General features: G+C 71.2%; 17 protein-coding genes. 5 read left to right on the top strand and 12 right to left on the bottom strand.

Annotated features, from left to right (window positions below; all coding sequences use genetic code 11):
- Positions 1-4: 4 nt before the first annotated feature.
- Both ACYQ0U_RS18990 and ACYQ0U_RS18985 read left to right on the top strand, forming a co-directional pair.
- Entirely contained in the window at positions 5-769 is a 765-nt protein-coding gene (locus ACYQ0U_RS18990; RefSeq protein WP_459975481.1) for an electron transfer flavoprotein subunit beta/FixA family protein, read from the top strand.
- Positions 766-1740 carry an electron transfer flavoprotein subunit alpha/FixB family protein gene (locus tag ACYQ0U_RS18985; RefSeq protein WP_459975445.1) on the top strand — a complete coding sequence of 325 codons (975 nt, stop codon included), beginning with the start codon at positions 766-768 and terminating at the stop codon, positions 1738-1740. The genes ACYQ0U_RS18990 and ACYQ0U_RS18985 overlap by 4 nt, the downstream gene beginning before the upstream one ends.
- 18 nt (positions 1741-1758) lie before the next feature.
- Here ACYQ0U_RS18985 and ACYQ0U_RS18980 read toward each other — a convergent pair whose 3' ends face one another.
- The 4 genes from ACYQ0U_RS18980 to ACYQ0U_RS18965 form a co-directional block, all read right to left on the bottom strand.
- Entirely contained in the window at positions 1759-2859 is a 1101-nt protein-coding gene (locus ACYQ0U_RS18980) for a Gfo/Idh/MocA family protein (RefSeq protein WP_459975444.1), read from the bottom strand.
- Positions 2852-4012: a levoglucosan dehydrogenase gene (locus tag ACYQ0U_RS18975; RefSeq protein WP_459975443.1), complete on the bottom strand. Its 1161-nt coding sequence runs from the start codon at positions 4010-4012 to the stop codon at positions 2852-2854. Before ACYQ0U_RS18975 ends, ACYQ0U_RS18980 begins: the two co-directional genes overlap by 8 nt.
- Positions 4013-4043: 31 nt before the next feature.
- On the bottom strand, positions 4044-4877 hold the full coding sequence (locus ACYQ0U_RS18970) for a sugar phosphate isomerase/epimerase family protein (protein ID WP_459975442.1): 834 nt from the start codon (positions 4875-4877) through the stop codon (positions 4044-4046).
- A 71-nt stretch (positions 4878-4948) separates the two neighbouring features.
- Entirely contained in the window at positions 4949-5869 is a 921-nt protein-coding gene (locus ACYQ0U_RS18965) for a sugar phosphate isomerase/epimerase family protein (protein WP_459975441.1), read from the bottom strand.
- A gap of 107 nt (positions 5870-5976) precedes the next feature.
- Here ACYQ0U_RS18965 and ACYQ0U_RS18960 point away from each other — a divergent pair, with 107 nt between their 5' ends.
- Positions 5977-7230 (top strand): ROK family transcriptional regulator, encoded by a 1254-nt coding sequence (locus tag ACYQ0U_RS18960; protein WP_459975440.1) that lies wholly within the window; start codon positions 5977-5979, stop codon positions 7228-7230.
- Positions 7227-7514 (top strand): putative quinol monooxygenase, encoded by a 288-nt coding sequence (locus tag ACYQ0U_RS18955; protein ID WP_459975439.1) that lies wholly within the window; start codon positions 7227-7229, stop codon positions 7512-7514. Before ACYQ0U_RS18960 ends, ACYQ0U_RS18955 begins: the two co-directional genes overlap by 4 nt.
- Positions 7515-7591: 77 nt before the next feature.
- On the opposite strand, the gene ACYQ0U_RS18950 is transcribed toward ACYQ0U_RS18955, so the two are convergent.
- From ACYQ0U_RS18950 to ACYQ0U_RS18915, 8 genes are all read right to left on the bottom strand, one after another.
- On the bottom strand, positions 7592-8839 hold the full coding sequence (locus ACYQ0U_RS18950; RefSeq protein ID WP_459975438.1) for an ROK family protein: 1248 nt from the start codon (positions 8837-8839) through the stop codon (positions 7592-7594).
- Positions 8840-8918: 79 nt separating this feature from the next.
- Positions 8919-9545, bottom strand: a complete 627-nt coding sequence (eda, locus tag ACYQ0U_RS18945; protein WP_459975437.1) for a bifunctional 4-hydroxy-2-oxoglutarate aldolase/2-dehydro-3-deoxy-phosphogluconate aldolase — start codon at positions 9543-9545, stop codon at positions 8919-8921.
- 94 nt (positions 9546-9639) lie between these two features.
- Entirely contained in the window at positions 9640-9834 is a 195-nt protein-coding gene (locus ACYQ0U_RS18940) for a ferredoxin (protein WP_459975436.1), read from the bottom strand.
- Entirely contained in the window at positions 9831-10802 is a 972-nt protein-coding gene (locus ACYQ0U_RS18935; protein WP_459975435.1) for an alpha/beta hydrolase, read from the bottom strand. Before ACYQ0U_RS18935 ends, ACYQ0U_RS18940 begins: the two co-directional genes overlap by 4 nt.
- Positions 10803-10815: 13 nt before the next feature.
- Positions 10816-12303 carry a fatty acid desaturase gene (locus tag ACYQ0U_RS18930; RefSeq protein WP_459975434.1) on the bottom strand — a complete coding sequence of 496 codons (1488 nt, stop codon included), beginning with the start codon at positions 12301-12303 and terminating at the stop codon, positions 10816-10818.
- A gap of 253 nt (positions 12304-12556) precedes the next feature.
- Positions 12557-13225: a cytosine permease gene (locus ACYQ0U_RS18925; protein ID WP_459975433.1), complete on the bottom strand. Its 669-nt coding sequence runs from the start codon at positions 13223-13225 to the stop codon at positions 12557-12559.
- A gap of 166 nt (positions 13226-13391) precedes the next feature.
- Entirely contained in the window at positions 13392-13889 is a 498-nt protein-coding gene (locus ACYQ0U_RS18920) for a VOC family protein (RefSeq protein ID WP_459975432.1), read from the bottom strand.
- A 10-nt stretch (positions 13890-13899) separates the two neighbouring features.
- Complete coding sequence (locus ACYQ0U_RS18915) at positions 13900-14715, bottom strand: maleylpyruvate isomerase N-terminal domain-containing protein (protein ID WP_459975431.1); 816 nt, start codon at positions 14713-14715, stop codon at positions 13900-13902.
- Between the two features lie 105 nt (positions 14716-14820).
- Between ACYQ0U_RS18915 and ACYQ0U_RS18910 the strand changes: the two genes are divergently transcribed.
- A complete protein-coding gene (locus tag ACYQ0U_RS18910) occupies positions 14821-15285 on the top strand; it encodes a MarR family winged helix-turn-helix transcriptional regulator (RefSeq protein ID WP_459975430.1) in 465 nt (154 codons plus the stop codon).
- Positions 15286-15288: the final 3 nt, after the last annotated feature.

Here is a 15288-nt window from a genome sequence, read left to right as displayed (position 1 = left end):
CGCGATGCGGATCGTCGTCTGCGTGAAGCCGGTGCCACCGGAGCCCACCCTGGACGACACCGGGCGACTGGACCGCTCCGGCGGCGCCGCCCTGACCGGGGTGGACGAGAGCGCCGTGGAGACCGCGCTGCGGGCCCGCGACGGCGGTGGTGGCGAGGTCGTCGTACTGGCGATGGTGCCCTCCGACGCCGTCGACGCGCTGCGCCCGGCGCTGGCGATGGGCGCGGACCGCGGCGTCGTCGTCGCCGGGGACGCCCTGGCGGGCGCCGACCTCGTGGCCACGAGTGCCGCGTTGGCGGCCGCCCTCCGTGCGCTGAGCCCGGACCTCGTCGTCCTCGGTGCGTCCAGCGGGGACGGCAACGGCGCGCTGTTGTGGGCGGCTCTCGGCGAGCGCCTGGGGCTGCCGGTGCTCTCCCGCGCGGTAGAGGTGACGGTGGCGGACGGCCGTGTGCGCGTGACCCGCCAGACCGAACAGGGCCTACATCAGGCGGAGGCCGAGCTGCCGGCAGTGCTGGCGCTGTCCGGGGAGGTGTGCGTGCCGCGCTACCCCTCCTTCCGCGACGTCATCGCGGCCAAGAAGGCGGTGATCGAGACCGTGACGCCGGCGGAGCTCGGCGTCCCGGAGTCGGAGCTCGGAGCCGCCGGCTCCCGGACCCGCGTGCTCGCCGCCGCGGCCGCGCCGGCGCGAGGCCTGGCCGAGATCGTCGTGGACGACGGCCACGCGCACGAGAGGGTCGTCGAGTTCCTCGCCCAAAGGAGGTTGCTGTGACCCGACGCGCGCTCCTGGTCGCCGAACCCCGGTCCGGGGTCCTGTCGGCAGGCCAGCTCGGTGTGCTCTCCGCGCTGGCGCGGGTGGCCGGCACCGTCGAGGTGCTGCTCCCGGTCGACGCCGAGGCCGACGCCGCCGGGCTGACCGGCGTCCTCGGGCGGTACGGAGCCGGCGTGGTGCGGGTCGTGGCCGGGCTGCCGGCCACCGCGGCGCCCCGCGTGGCGGTGGTCGCCGCACTCCACCACGAGCAGCCCTACGACCTGGTCGCCTTCGAGAACTCCTCGTTGTCCGCCGACGTCGCCGGCGCCCTCGCGGTGCGGTTGGACGCGGGGGTGTGCTGGGACTTGGTCGGGCTCGATGACGTCGAGGGAGAGCTGGTCGGACGGCGCCTGGCGCTGGGCGACTCCACCGCCGTGGACGTGGGCTGGATCGGCGGGCCCGCCATCGCCCTGTTCCGCACCGCGGCTCTCGACGCCCAGGAGACACCGGTCCCCGGTACGCCTGAGGAAGTGCCGGTCTCCCCACCGACCCAGGTCGGCCCGGACGTGTCCGTGTCGGCGTCGGGCGGGGGCGGCGACGCGGTCCGCTCCGGCCTGGACACCGCCGAGATCGTCGTCGCCGGTGGGCGGGGGCTCGGCAGCGCGGAGAACATCGCGCTGCTTGAGGAGCTGGCGGAAGCGCTCGGCGGCGCGGTCGGCGTGAGCATGCCGGTGGTGGACCGGGGCTGGTATCCCTACGCGCACCAGGTGGGCCAGACCGGTCGGACGGTCCGCCCGCGGCTCTACCTCGCCTGCGGCATCTCCGGGGCGGTCCAGCACCGGGTCGGCATGTCCCGCTCCGGCACCGTGGTCGCGATCAACACCGACCCGCAGGCCCCGATCTTCGACGTGTGCGACCTCGGCGTGGTGGGGGACCTGACGTCGCTCGTGCCCCGGATCACCGCGTTGGTCCGCGAGCGATCCGGGGCCTGAGGCTCCGTCGTACGCCGGTCAGCCGACCGGCACCCACGACTCGGCCGCGACCGAGTCGAGCACCGCCTGGGTGATCCGCGCCGCGCGGACGCCGTCGGCGAAGCCGGGCAGCGCCTCGGGGGACTCAGCGGACCCGGAGGACCCGGCGGTCACCGCCTGGTAGACGTCGCCGATGAGCGCGTTGAAGCAGTCCTGGTAGCCCTGCGGGTGGCCCGGGGGAAGCGGCTCGAGCAGTGGGTGGGCGGTGCGTCGTGGCGTGACGCCGCGCGGGACGATGGTGGCGTCCGAGCGCGAGCCGACCCAGAGTGTCTCGGGATTCTCCTGGTCGAAGGACAGCGACTGCTCGGCTCCGTCGAGGGAGAACCACAGTCGGTTCTTGCGCCCGGGGGAGACCTGGCTGACGACCAGCGACCCCACCGCGCCCTGGTCCGTCTCGAACTGCACGGTCGCGATGTCCTCGGTGCTGACCCGATCCGCAGACTCCCGGCTGGCGATCGCGGTCTTGCGCTGCGCCGACAGACGGGTGATCCGGTGTCCGGAGACGAACTCGACCAGGTCGCACCAGTGCACCCCGATGTCGGCGAACGCCCGAGAGGCGCCACCCAGCGCCGCGTCGACGCGCCAGTTGACGTCCGAGCTCGTCGACAGCCAGTCCTGGAGGTAGGAGCCGTGCAGCAGCCACAGCTGTCCGACCTCGCCGTTGCGCACGCGGGCGCGCGCCTCCAACACCGACTGGTAGTAGCGGTAGACGAACGGGACGCCGGTCACCGAGCCGTGCTCGGCGGCCAGCGCGCCGATCTCCTCGGCGTCGGCCAGGGTCGTGGCGAGCGGCTTCTCGCACACGACGGCCTTGCCGGCCCGCAACGCCAGTCGAGCGAGCGGTGCGTGGAGGTGGTTCGGCGTGCAGATGTGCACCACGTCGACGTCGTCGGCCTCGATCAGCACCTCGGCCGACTCGGCGGCAGTGCGGGCGCCGAGCCGCGCCGCGCTGGCCTCCGCGGCCTCCGGGGTGTGGTCGGCCACGGCGACGAGCTGCCCACCGGCGGCCCGCACGGCGTGCGCGTGGACACCTCCGATGAAGCCCGCCCCGATGATGCCCGAGCGCAGGCCATCAGCCATCGATCGTGACCCAGTTCCCGGACTCCGACGACGCGAGGATCGCGTCCGCGATCAGCGAGATCCGCCACCCGTCGTGGAAGTTCGGGTCGGCCTCGGTGCCCTCGACGATGCACTTCACCAGGTCGTAGGCCTCGATGATCTTCGTCTCGCCGTATCCGATGCCGAGTGCGGGGATCGGCCACAGGCCCTCGCCGTAGGGGTGTGCCGGGCCCGTGTAGACGGTGCGGAAGCCGCGGCGGTCGCCGGGGTCGTCGGCGAAGAACACCTGCAGCTCGTCGCGGCGCTCGTAGTTGAAGTACAGCGAGCCGCGCGTTCCGTGCACCTCGACGGTGATGAAGTTGTTGCGCCCGTATCCGTTGCGCGTGGCCTCGATCGACCCGACCGCCCCGTTGGCGAAGCGCACCATGGTCAGCATCTCGTCGTCGACGTCGACCGGTCCAAGCTCGCCGCCGGAGCGGGAGGTGCCCAGTGCGTCGCGGCTGCCGCTCTGCATCGGCCGCTCGGGCACGATGGTGCGGGCCAGGCCGTTGACCGCGGTGATCTCACCGGCCAGGTAGCGAGCCAGGTCGACCACGTGCGTGCCGATGTCGCCGATCGCGCCCGAGCCGGCGATGTCCTTCTGGAAGCGCCAGGACAACGGAGACTCCGGGTCGGCGCTCCAGTCCTGCAGGTAGGTGCCGCGGAAGTTCACGATCTCGCCGATCGCGCCCTCCTCGATGTACTTCTTGGCCAGCGCGATCGCCGGGGTGCGGCGGTAGTTGAAGGCCACCATGTTGACCACGCCGGCCTTCTGGACGGCGTCGAGCATGGTCTTGGCCTCGGCCGCGGTGCGCGCCAGCGGCTTCTCGCAGATGATGTGCTTGCCCGCCTCCGCGGCCGCGATCGCCATCTCGGGGTGCAGGTGGTTCGGCGTGGCGATGTCGACGATGTCGATCGTCGGGTCGTCGATGACCCGACGCCAGTCGCCGGTGCTCGACTCGAAGCCGAAGCGGGCAGCGCCCTCGGCGGCGAGCTCCTCGGTCGCCTCGGCGATGACGGCGCGGACCGGGATGGCCGGCGCCGGCCAGAAGAACATCGGCATGGAGGCATAGGCCATCGAGTGGGCCTTGCCCATGAAGCCGGCCCCGATGAGTCCGACGCGTAGCTGTCGCATGGTGTGCTCCGTTCTAGGTGTGGCGGTCTGGTCAGCCGATGCCGAGCTCGGCGAAGATGGTGTCGAGGTGCGCCTTCGAGATGCGCGCGGCATCCACGGGCGCTCCGTCGTACTCATCGAGCTCGACCATCAGCCAGCTGTCGTAGCCGACCTCGGTCACCGCCCTCACGATGTCGGTGAAGTCGAGGGTCCCCTCGCCGAGCGGGGTCCAGGAGAACGGCTCGGGAACGACGTCCTTGAGGTGCACGTGCTTGACCCGGTCGCCGTACTGGCGGATCAGCGCGGCGGGGTCACCGCCGGCCGCGGCCAGGTGGCCGGTGTCGGGGCAGAAGCCGATGCTGGACAGGTCCATGATCCGCGCCAGCTCGTCGGGGTTCTCCACGATCGTCGTCAGGTGCGGGTGGTAGGTCGCCACGAGCCCGTGGTCGGCGGCCATCTCCGAGACGCGGTCCAGGCCACGACCCAGCGCCACGTAGTCCTCGTCGGTCGTGCCGGCGGCCCGCCGCGCGCCGCCTCCGACGACCAGGCGCTCGGCGCCGAACTGGACGGCGAGGTCGATCGCCCGGCGGATCTTGTCCATCTCGTCGGGGAGGATGTCCGCATAGATGAAGTTGGCCCCCGTGTACACGCTCACCAGGTCGAGCTGGTGGTCGTCGAGGATCGCCCGGAGCACGTCGGGTCGGTCGGCATACTTGGCGACGTCGCCGTCGAACATCTCGGTGCCGGCGTAGCCCGCCGCGGCGATGTCCCGCGCCGCGTCGGCCATGTCGCCGACGCCGGTGTAGAAGAGGTCCTTCACGCTCGTGACGCCGACGGGGTGTCCGAGGACCCCACCCCACGTGATCGAGCAGTAGCCGAGCTTCATCAGATGACTCCCTGGTCAGGCTTGGGACGGCCGAACGCCGCCGTGGATGGAAGGTGCCGCGCGGCGCGGCGTCAGTGCACGATCAGCGGTGAGAGCGTGCGTCGAGCGACCTCGAGCCCGGTCTTGACCCGGTCCTCCGTGCCGCCCCAGACCGGGTCCTCGTGCTCCACCGAGAGCACGCCATCGAAGCCGCCTTCGTAGAGGGTGTCCACGATCCGGCTCCAGTCGACCTCGCCGAGCCCGGGCACGCGGTAGCGCCACCACCCGACGTCCCACGGGTCCTCGCGCGACAGGCTGCGGCCCGGCCAGCCGTAGCGGTTGCGTTGCTCGGGAAAGATCTGGATGTCCTTCGCCTGCGCGTGCGGGATCCGGTCGACGTACGGGCGCAGCGCCTCCACCGGGTCGATCCCCATCCACACAAGGTGGGACGGGTCGTAGTTGAGGTAGAGGCCGATCGAGAACATCCACTCCCACAGCTCGGGGGAGTAGGCGAGGTTTCCGGGGTAGCCGTCGGGGTGCCAGCCCTCCATCACGCAGTTCTCGATGATGAGCTTGACGCCCTTCTCCCCGGCCCGGTCGACGAGCGGGGCGAAGATCTCTTCGGCCTGGCCGAGGTTCTCCTTCACCCCGAGCGACGGGTCGCGGCCGATGAACGTCCCCACGGTCGGGCACCCGAGGAGAGCGGCCGCGTCGATGCAGGCGGCCACGTGCGCGTTGATCGCCGCGCGCTCCGCAGCGTCAGGATGTAGGTTGTTGTCGTAGAAGGCCAGCGAGGACAGCTCCAGTCCGGCCGCGTCGAACCGGGCGCGGATGGCGTCGGCGTCGTCGGCGCGGAGCCGCTCGGCGGCGATGTGGGTCGCGGTGAAGGGCCGATCTCCGAGATCCGGCCAGGCCGCGACCTCCAGCGCTTGGTAGCCCTCGCCGACCGCGTAGTCGATGATCGAGTCGAGGCTCAGGTCCGGCAGGCACGCGGTGAGGAAGCCCAGCTTCATGCCACTCCTTGTTCGGCGAGGGGGTGGTCGGACTCTAATGTCTCTGATCGACAGAATAAAGGTCGCCAGCGAAAAAAACATCGGCGTCGGCCGCTAATATGCGCCGCATGGCCGAACTGGATCCCTCGCCCGACGTACTGGCCGTCATGCGGCGGGTCCGGGCCCTGGGACCGACGACGCGAGCCGACCTGGGGCGAAGTCTCGGCGTGGGCAGGGGCGTCATCAACCAGCGTCTCGGCGTCCTCCGCGAGCTCGGACTGGTCGAGGAGGCCGGCGTGCGGACGTCCTCGGGCGGCCGCGCGCCCCGCGAGCTGCGGTTCCGAGCGGCCGCAGGCTACGTCCTCGTCGCCGAGCTCGACGCGCTGTCGTTCGTCGCGGGGGTCAGCGATCTGACCGGGGCCATCGTGGTCCGGGAGGAGCACGGGGTGGATCTCGCCGACGGCCCGGCGGCGGTGCTCGACCGCCTCGGCGCGGCGTGGGAGCGGCTGTGCGCGTCGTCGGGGGTCCGCGCCGACCGGGTCTGGGGCATCGGCCTCGGCGTGCCCGGCCCCGTCGAGTTCGCCAGCGGTCGGCCCATCGCGCCGCCGATCATGCCGGGCTGGGACGGGTACGACGTGCGGGCTCACCTGGCCCGACGCTTCGCCGTACCGGTGTGGGTCGACAACGAGGTCAACCTCGAGGCGCTCGGTGAGGCCCGGGCCGGCTCCGGCGTCGGCGTCACCGACATGGTGTTCGTCAAGCTCGGGGTCGGGATCGGCGCCGGCGTCATCTCGGGCTCGCGGCTGCACCGGGGCGCGCAGGGGGCCGCAGGGGACATCGGCCACGTCGCGGTCATGGGACACGACGAGCCCTGTCGCTGCGGCAACACCGGCTGTCTCGAGGTCGTCGCCGGTGGAGGGGCGCTGGCGCGGCGGGCGGTCGAGCGCGCCGCCGCGGAAGGCGGCCCCCTCCTCGCCGGCGCGGTGGCGGCAGGAGCCCCGCTCGAGATCGCCGACATCACGACCGCCGCGTCCCAGGGGGACCAGCTGGCCCTGGACCTGCTGACCGGGTCCGCCAGGCTCGTCGGGGGCACCCTGGCCACGCTCGTGAACTTCTTCAACCCCTCCAGGCTCGTCGTCGGCGGCGGGCTCGTGCAGGGGTCGGACCTGGTGCTGTCCACGATCCGCGAGGTCGTCTACGGGCGGTCCCTGCCCCTGGCGACGAGGAGCCTCGTGATCCGGCCCAGCTCGCTCGGCCCGACCGCAGGTCTGGTCGGCGCCGCAGCGATGGCCGTCGACGAGCTCCTCGCTGACCGGCGCTTCCACGCGTGGGCGCCCCATCGTTCCCCGTACGGCCGACCTGAGATTGCGAGCCTGCCATGACCCTGCACGTCGTCGCCCACTTCCACGCCCGTCCGGAGAGCGGGGATAGGCTCCGGCGGTTGCTCGAGCCCCTGGTGGCGATCACCCGGACGGAGGACGGCTGCCTGTCCTACCGTCTCTTCCAGGACGAGGCCGACCCCGCGCACCTGGTCTTCGTTGAGGAGTGGCGTGACTCCGCCAGCCTCGAGGTGCACCTCGCCCTGCCACACCTGACCGCCATGGTCGCCGACGCCGAGCCGCTGCTCGCGCGCCCGATCGAGGTGACGCGCATGCAGGAGCGTTGAGGCGGCACCGAGTCACGGGGTCGGTCACGGGCCGGTCACGGGCCGGTCACGGGCCGGTCACGGGGCCGGCCACGCGGTCAGGTCGCTTGGGGGAGGACCTCGGGAGTCGACCGACGTCCCGCCCAGTCGGCGAAGTAGTCGGGCTGGAAGATCTCCTCGAGCGCCAGAGCCGCCGCTCCGTGCAGGGCCGACTCGCTGCCGAGGCCGACCTTGGCCACCACCAGCTCGCGGGTCGCGAGGGGGAGTGATCGTGAGTAGACGATGTTGCGCACCGTCGCGAGGTAGGCGTCGCCGGCGGCCATCAGCCGACCGCCCAGGAGGATCAGCGCAGGGTTGTAGAAGTTCACGATCAGCGCGAGCGTGTCGCCCACCAGTCGCGCGGACTCACTCATCAGCTTCATGCACTCGTGGTCGCCACTGATCGCGCCCACGACCACGTCGTCTCCCGTGACCGCGCGCCCCGCCGTTCGCTCGAGCAGGAAGCTGCTCTCCCCTCGTTCGACCAGCTCCTGTCCTTGCCGGCCGAGTGCCCAGCTGCTGGCGAGTGCCTCCAGACACCCGGTGTTGCCGCACCGGCAGACGATCGTCGGGTCGTCGCTCACCTTGACGTGCCCGATGTCGCCGGCCGAGCCCTGCGCGCCGCGATGCAGCACCCCGTTGGAGATCAGGCCCGCGCCGATGCCGGTGCTGAGCTTGACCACGACGACGTCCCGCTGGTGGCGGGCGTTGCCGACGTTGAGCTCGCCGAGGGCCATCACGTTGACGTCGTTGTCGACCCAGACCGGGACGCCGTACTGCTCCTGGAGGCGGCGGCGTACGTCGAGGTCGCCCCAGCCGGGCATAATCGGCGGACTCACCGCGCGGCCGGTGGAGTGCTCGATCGGTCCCGGCACGCCCAGGCCGATCGCCCACACCTGGGCACCGCTGTCCTCGGCGCGCTCCAGGATCTTGTTGAACTCCTCGCAGAGGGCCGTCAGCGTCTGCTCGGGTCCGAGCCCGATGTCGTGCTCGATGCCCACGTGATCGACGATCTGGCCACCGAGGTCGGACAGCCCGACGAACATGGAGCGGGCGCCGATGTCGGCGCAGAGCACATGGCCGCGAGTGGTGTTGAAGTGGAGACCGCGCGGGGAGCGGCCGCGCGGCACCGGAAGGAGTTCACCCTCGGTGACGAGCCCCAGGTCGAGGAGCTGCTCGAGACGGCTGGTGACGACCGCGCGACCGAACTGCGTGGCGCGGGCCAGGTCCGGCCGTGTCAGTGCCTGACCCGAGCGCACCAGGTCCAGGATCTCGAGGAGGCTGCGCGCCTGTTCGTCTTCGAGCACGGGCGCACGATATCGCGGGATATCGCGGAATCGGATCGGTTGACGGCGGGCCGATCCGCGCGGAAGGGCCGGGCAGGCCTCAGTCGGCGGCCCTCAGGCCGCTGGTCGCGGCCGCGAGTGTGCTCACTCGAGCCCAGTCGCGCTCGGCCAGCGCATCGGCCGGGGTCAGCCAGGAGCCACCGACGCACCCGACGTTCGGCAGCGCCAGGTACGTCGAGGCGTTGGCCTGCGTGATGCCTCCCGTGGGACAGAAGCGGGCCGCCGGGACGGGCGCCTGCAGCGCCTTCAGGAACGCGGATCCGCCAGCAGCCTCGGCCGGGAAGAACTTCAGCTCGCGATAGCCACGTTCGAGCAGCGCGAGCGTCTCCGACACTGTCGACACGCCGGGCAGGTGGGGGAGACCGGTCTCCGTCATGGCGTCGAGAAGCCGGTCGGTGCTGCCGGGCGAGACGAGGAACTGGGCGCCGGCCTCGGCTGCCTGCGCGGCCTGCTCGGAGGTCACCACCGTCCCCGCGCCGACCACGATCTCCGGCACCTCGGCGGCGATCCGCCGGATCGCCTCGAGCCCGACGGGGGTGCGCAGCGTGAGCTCGATGACCGGCACGCCTCCGTCCACCAGGGCGCGGGCGACTCCCACTGCCTCCTCGGTGTCGTGGACGACGACCACCGGGATGACGGGACTGAGGTCGAGCAGGGATTCGATCACGATCCCGAAGGCTAGCAACGCTCGCGGGGGGCTGTTGCGCCGTCTCGCGATCGCGACACTCAGGCGGCAGCGCTCGCGCGGCCGATCGACGAGGTCAGTCCTCGGCGATCGACAGCGCGTGCACGGGGCAGGCCCAGACCGCGCGCTCCGCAGCGGCCGCCTGGTCCGGCTGGGGCGAGGGGTCGAGGACCTCGACGGAGTTCTCGTCGTTGATCGCGAACAGCTGAGGGGCGGCGGCGACGCACTCCCCGTACGCCTCGCAGACGTCGACGTCGGCCTCGATCCTCACGACTCCGCCCTTCCCTCGCCGGTGGGACCCGCGGCGCCCAGATACTGGCGCACGTGCGCGGTGATCTCGTCGTACAGCTCCGAGGCCGCGTCGAGAAGCCTGGTCATCCCGTAGAACGCGTGGATCATTCCGGGGTAGCAGGTGTAGCTGACCGGTACTCCGTCCTCGCGCAGGCGGTCCGCGTACGCGGCGCCGTCGTCGCGCAGGACGTCGTACTCCGCCGTGACCACGAGCGCCGGCGGCAGCCCCGCGAGGCTCGGGGCCGAGAGCGGCGCCGCGTAGGGATGGCGGGCGTCCCCGGGGTCTTGCAGATAGTGGCCGGTGAACCAGCGCATGTCGTCGGCCTCGAGCAGGAGGCCGGTCGCGTTCTCTCGCATGGACGTGGTCTCCACCCCGAACTGGGCCGGGATGTGCACGAGGATCTGCGTGGCGATGGCCGGACCGCCCTCGTCACGCGACTTCAGGCACACGGCGGTGGCCAGGGTGCCGCCGGCGCTGTCGCCGATCACTCCGACGCGACCGGGATCGATGCCGAGGGCCTCGGCGTTCCCCACCACCCACTGGGTCGCGGCGTACGCGTCGTCGAGCGGGGCCGGGAACGGGTGCTCGGGCGCCTTCTGGTAGTTCACGGCGACGACGACGCACCCCGTACGGTTCGCGAGGGCGCGACTGGGGGTGTCGAAGATCCCGATGTTGCTGATCACGAAGCCGCTGCCGTGGAAGTAGACGAGCGCGGGGGCGGGACCGTCGCCCGCCGAGTCGGGTCGGTACACCCGGACCGGCAGGTCGGCGGTGGGCCCGGGCACGAAGTGGTGCTCGACCGAGGCCACCGGTTCCGGGGGGCCGAACAGGTCGAGGAAGCCGTACGCGCCGCGGCGCGCCTCGGCCACGGTCTGCTGGCTCAGGGGCGGGGCGCCGGCCGCGCCGAGCGACCCGAGGAGCGCCGAGGCCTGGGGATGCAGTGTCATCGTCGATGTCCTATCAGGAGGAGTTGCTCGCGGCGGCCTGGGGCCCGGGCCCGCGCAGCGCGACGAGCAGGCGGCCGTCGACGACCTCGACCGGATAGGTGGCGAGCGGGATCTTGGCCGGCCGTCGCACCGGCTCCCCGGTCAGGACGTTGAAGCGTCCGTTGTGCTTGGGGCACTCGATGATGCAGTCGTCGAGGTGCCCGGTCGAGAGGTCGGCGCTGCCGTGGGTGCAGATGCCGTCGGTGAGGGCGTAGGCGTTGCGCCGGGTGCGGTAGAGCGCATAGGTGTGGTCCTCGACGTCGATGCGCGTGACCTGACCCGGCATCACGAGGTCGGCCGGGCCGAGGTCGGTGCGCGACTCCAGCCCGGCGGCCACGGCCATGCTGGTGGCCAGGCTCCGGGAGGACGCCCTGGTCCCGTTGATGCGGTAGCCGGCGTCCTCGGGCACCTCGCGTCCGGGGATCTCCCAGTCCGGGTTGCGGCGCTGCATCCGCAGGGCCAGCACGATCTCCTTGTAGGCGTCGAACATGGAGGTCTTCGGCGCGGGGAGGTGCTTTTTCACCTCCTCGTGCAGGGCGGGCAGTGCGTGGTAGGGCACCGAGGGGAACAGGTGGTGCTCGAGGTGGTAGTTCATGTTGAGGTAGAGGAACCGGAACACCGGGTTCATGTAGACCGTCCGGGTGCTGTACCGGTGGTCGAGCACGTCCTCGTTGAGGCCGGCGTGCTGCGTGATCGCGAAGAACCACACGAGCCAGACGCCGTAGAAGGAGGGGAGACCCACGAACAGGAGCGGGACGATCGACCCCGTGGCCAGGCACCAGGCCACGACGGCGCCGAGGATCGCGACGAAGACGCGGGCCTCGCGTACGACGCGGCGTAGCTCCTCCTCGGGGACGAACTCGCGGGTGTCTTCGTCGATCCGGCCGAATGCGTGCTGCCCGATGCGCAGCAGCATCCGGGGGCCGCTGATCAGGTTGAGGTAGTTCGGCAGCACCGTGCGGAACCGGAACGGCCGGGGGAAGCTGATCTCGGGGTCCCGGCCGACGATGATGGTGTCGGAGTGGTGCCGGACGTGCGACCAGCGCCACAGCGTCGGCTCGCGCAGCAGCATGAACGAGGCCAGGGCGTAGACCACGTCGTTGGGCCACCGGGTCTTGAAGGCGGTCCCGTGACCGTTCTCGTGCCAGCGGGGGTCTGCCGCCCCGCCGTACAGCGCGCCGTACACCGCGAAGGCCGGCACGGCCCACCACGTCCCCAGGGCCAGGTAGGCGAGCACCCCGCTGGCTACGAGCAGGGAGAGCCAGAGCGCGGTGTCGCGGATCGCGGGCCCGTTCCGCCGCGTCATCAGCTCACGGAGCCGGTCGGGGTCGATCGGCGGGCGGTACCACTCCGCGTCGGTGAGCCCGAGCCGCACCGCCTGCCGCGAGCGCTCGCCGGTCAGGCTGTAGTCGCGCTCGTTCGAGTCGCCCGCGCTCGCGACCGATGCCTGCCCAGTCTCCATGACACTCCTTGGCCGTCCGCCGGCGAGATATTGGTTGATGAGTGCCGAAATTATGTATGCAGCAGACATATGTCAATGATCACGTCGTGGGGAGCCGACGGGCCGGCATGCGGCCCCGGCCGGGCGCGGGCGACGCGAGTTCTCCGCGCTGCCTTCTCGCGGATCGGCCTCCATCTGGGCGGCGGCTGCCCGTGGTTCCGGTCAACGCGATCGGTGCTCAGCGAACGCTGAAGCTGCTCGACACCGCGCCCGTTCAGGTGGCGGTCGCCTCGTCGATCCTGGCCAGCTCCTGGTCGCTCTCGCGCTGCGCCTGGCGCTCCGCGTCGAGGTCCAGCGACCTGGTGAGGACGAGGTAGGTGACGGACGAGACCACGAGACCGACCATCCAGGCGATGTCGATCCCATGGACCTTCTCCACCATGAACCCGGCGAAGCTCCAGCCGCCCAGCGCCGGCAGCACCATGAACGGGATCTCGAAGAGCAAGCCGACGGCGTAGGCCGTGAATCCTCGCCAGGCCCAGACGCCGTACAGGCCGCTCGACCGGAACAGCTCGGTGTCGGTGATCGCGTAGTGGCCGCGGCGGACGAAGAAGTAGTCGATCAGGTTCGTCGCGGTCCAGGGCACGAGGAGGTAGAGCATCAGCGTCAGCGCCGTGAAGACGGTGCTGACGGCGTCACCGGTGATCGACTCGCCCACCACGTACCAGACCACGGTCAGGGCGAGGATGGCGACGATGCGCGCGGTCCGGGTCGGCTTGAGCGGCCGGAACGAGTCGATGGCGGTCAGCACCGACAGCGCGCCACCGTAGGCGTTCATCCCCATCGTCGCGGCCAGCGCCAGGGCGGACAGGAAGGCGACGACGTTGCCGAGGTTGTCGAACACGTTGTTGCGGACGCGGCGGGACGCTGGCTGGGGGTCCACGAGCACCTCTCGGCCGACCCCACGACGTGAGCGTGGTGGTTCCGTCGCGGACGTGGGTCTCCGTCGCCCTCCCGACGCAATTGCGCCGTTTGGGCAACGGGAGGGCCTGGGCGCCGTTCTTCCGGCGCAATTGCGTCGCTTGGGCAGTGGCCCGCCCGCTGACGAGCTAGAGCACCTTGGTGCCGTACATCTCGCCCAGAGGGTCTGCCAGCAGCTCCAGCCGGGCGCCGTCGGGGTCGCGGAAGTACATCGACTTCTCGCTCTCGATCAGGTACTCCACCCCGGCTGCGTCCAGCTTGCCCCGCAGGTGCTCCCACTTCTCGGGCGTCACCGAGATGGCGAGGTGGTGCAGGCCGCCGAGCACCTCCGCGTACGGACCGAGGTCGAGCCCCGGCAGGTCGAAGAACGCCAGCAGGTTGCCCTCGCCGATGTCGAAGAAGAAGTGGTTGGACCCGGGATAGTCACGGTTCTCGAAGATCTCGGTCAGCGGGAACTCCAGGAGCTCCTGGTAGAACTCGACCGTGCGTCGCACGTCGGCGCAGATCAGCGCGAAGTGGTGCAGACCGGCGCCGCTGGTGGCCGGACGGTCCGGGCCGTCCCGGAGGAAGTCCTGGCGGATCAGCTCCCGCTCGGCCGAGATGGCGTCCAGGTCGATCGACGGCATGGCACCCACCTCAGATCCGGAAGAACCCGTCGAGGAACGCGTGCCCGAGATCCCGATCTCCGTGGACGGTGCCGGCGTTCATGCGGCCGTACGCCGTCAGGACGAAGCTGGCCGGGTCGAAGTCGATCGTGGTGGGCACGTCGCCGATGCTGTCGGTGCTGGTGGTCAGGCCCTCGGGCCGCACGCAGATGCGGGTCTCCCCGGCGTTCTCCCCGGACAGGATCCGCACGCCCAGGTCCATGGGCTTCGTCTCCGGTCCGACCTTCGCGGTCGCGGTCCAGAGCACGAAGCAGAGCGGGACCAGGAGGTCCACGGAGCGGCCCTCGAGCGCATGCGGCTTGCCGCTGCCCTCGCGGATGTCCCAGCTGTGCACGGCGTAGTCGACCAGTTGGAAGACCGGGTAGAAGAACGCCGGCAGCGGGCCCATGTACTTGTGGGGGACCAGGAGGTTCCAGTCCTCCTCGGAGAGGCCCTCCTCGATGGCCAGTATCCGTTCGAGGGCGGCGCGCAGACGATCGAGGGCCTCCTCCCGCTCGAGGGAACGGAACGCCTGGGCGCCCCGGTCCACGTGGACCGCCATCTCGGCGAGCGGCACCAACGGGGGACCCTCGCCGGCGCCGCGCGCCGCGTCGAAGCCGGTGAAGTACGTCTCGGTCGTGTCGATGAGATGCCCGAAGATGTCGCGCACCTGCCAGTGGCCGGCGCCCGTGGGGGCCTCCCAGGACCCGGGATCCTCGGCCAGCGCGAACATGTCCGACGACTCCCGCCGGACCGCCGCCAGCACGTTGTCCTTGCTGTCGTAGCTCATGAAGTTCCAGGCACTCATCGCGTCCTCCAGACCCTGCCTGTCCCGAGCGCTGGTTGTCGTGACAACCAGATTGACCCTGGTCGGAGGCGCTGTCAACAGGTGCGGGCTGCCTAGACTCGGTCCGTGCCCCTGGACGTGCGCTGGCTCGACCCCGACGAGCAGCGGGCATGGCGCGGATGGCTCGATGCCCACGCCCACCTGTCGGCCCGCATCAACCGCGAGCTGCAGGCGACGTCGGGTCTGTCGCTGTCCGACTACGACGTGCTCGTGCACCTCACCGACGTACCCGATGGGCGGTTGCGCGCCTTCGAGCTCGGCCGGGGCCTGGAGTGGGAGAAGAGCCGGGTCTCCCGGCAGGTGGCCCGGATGGCCGAGCGCGGACTGGTCGCGCGGGCGGCCAGTCCCGAGGACGGACGCGGCGCCTACGTGGAGATCACGCCCGCGGGACGCCGGGCGCTCGAGAGCGCCGCCCCGGCGCATGTCGAGCTGGTCCGGCAGCTCCTGTTCGACGGCCTGACCAAGGCCCAGGTGCGGACCCTGGCCACCGTGGCGCTCTCGGTCCTGAGCCGCCTGGACGAGGCGACGTGAGCT

The sequence above is a fragment of the Nocardioides pyridinolyticus genome, from assembly GCF_054653575.1.
This window is presented reverse-complemented; position numbering and strand designations above follow the sequence as displayed.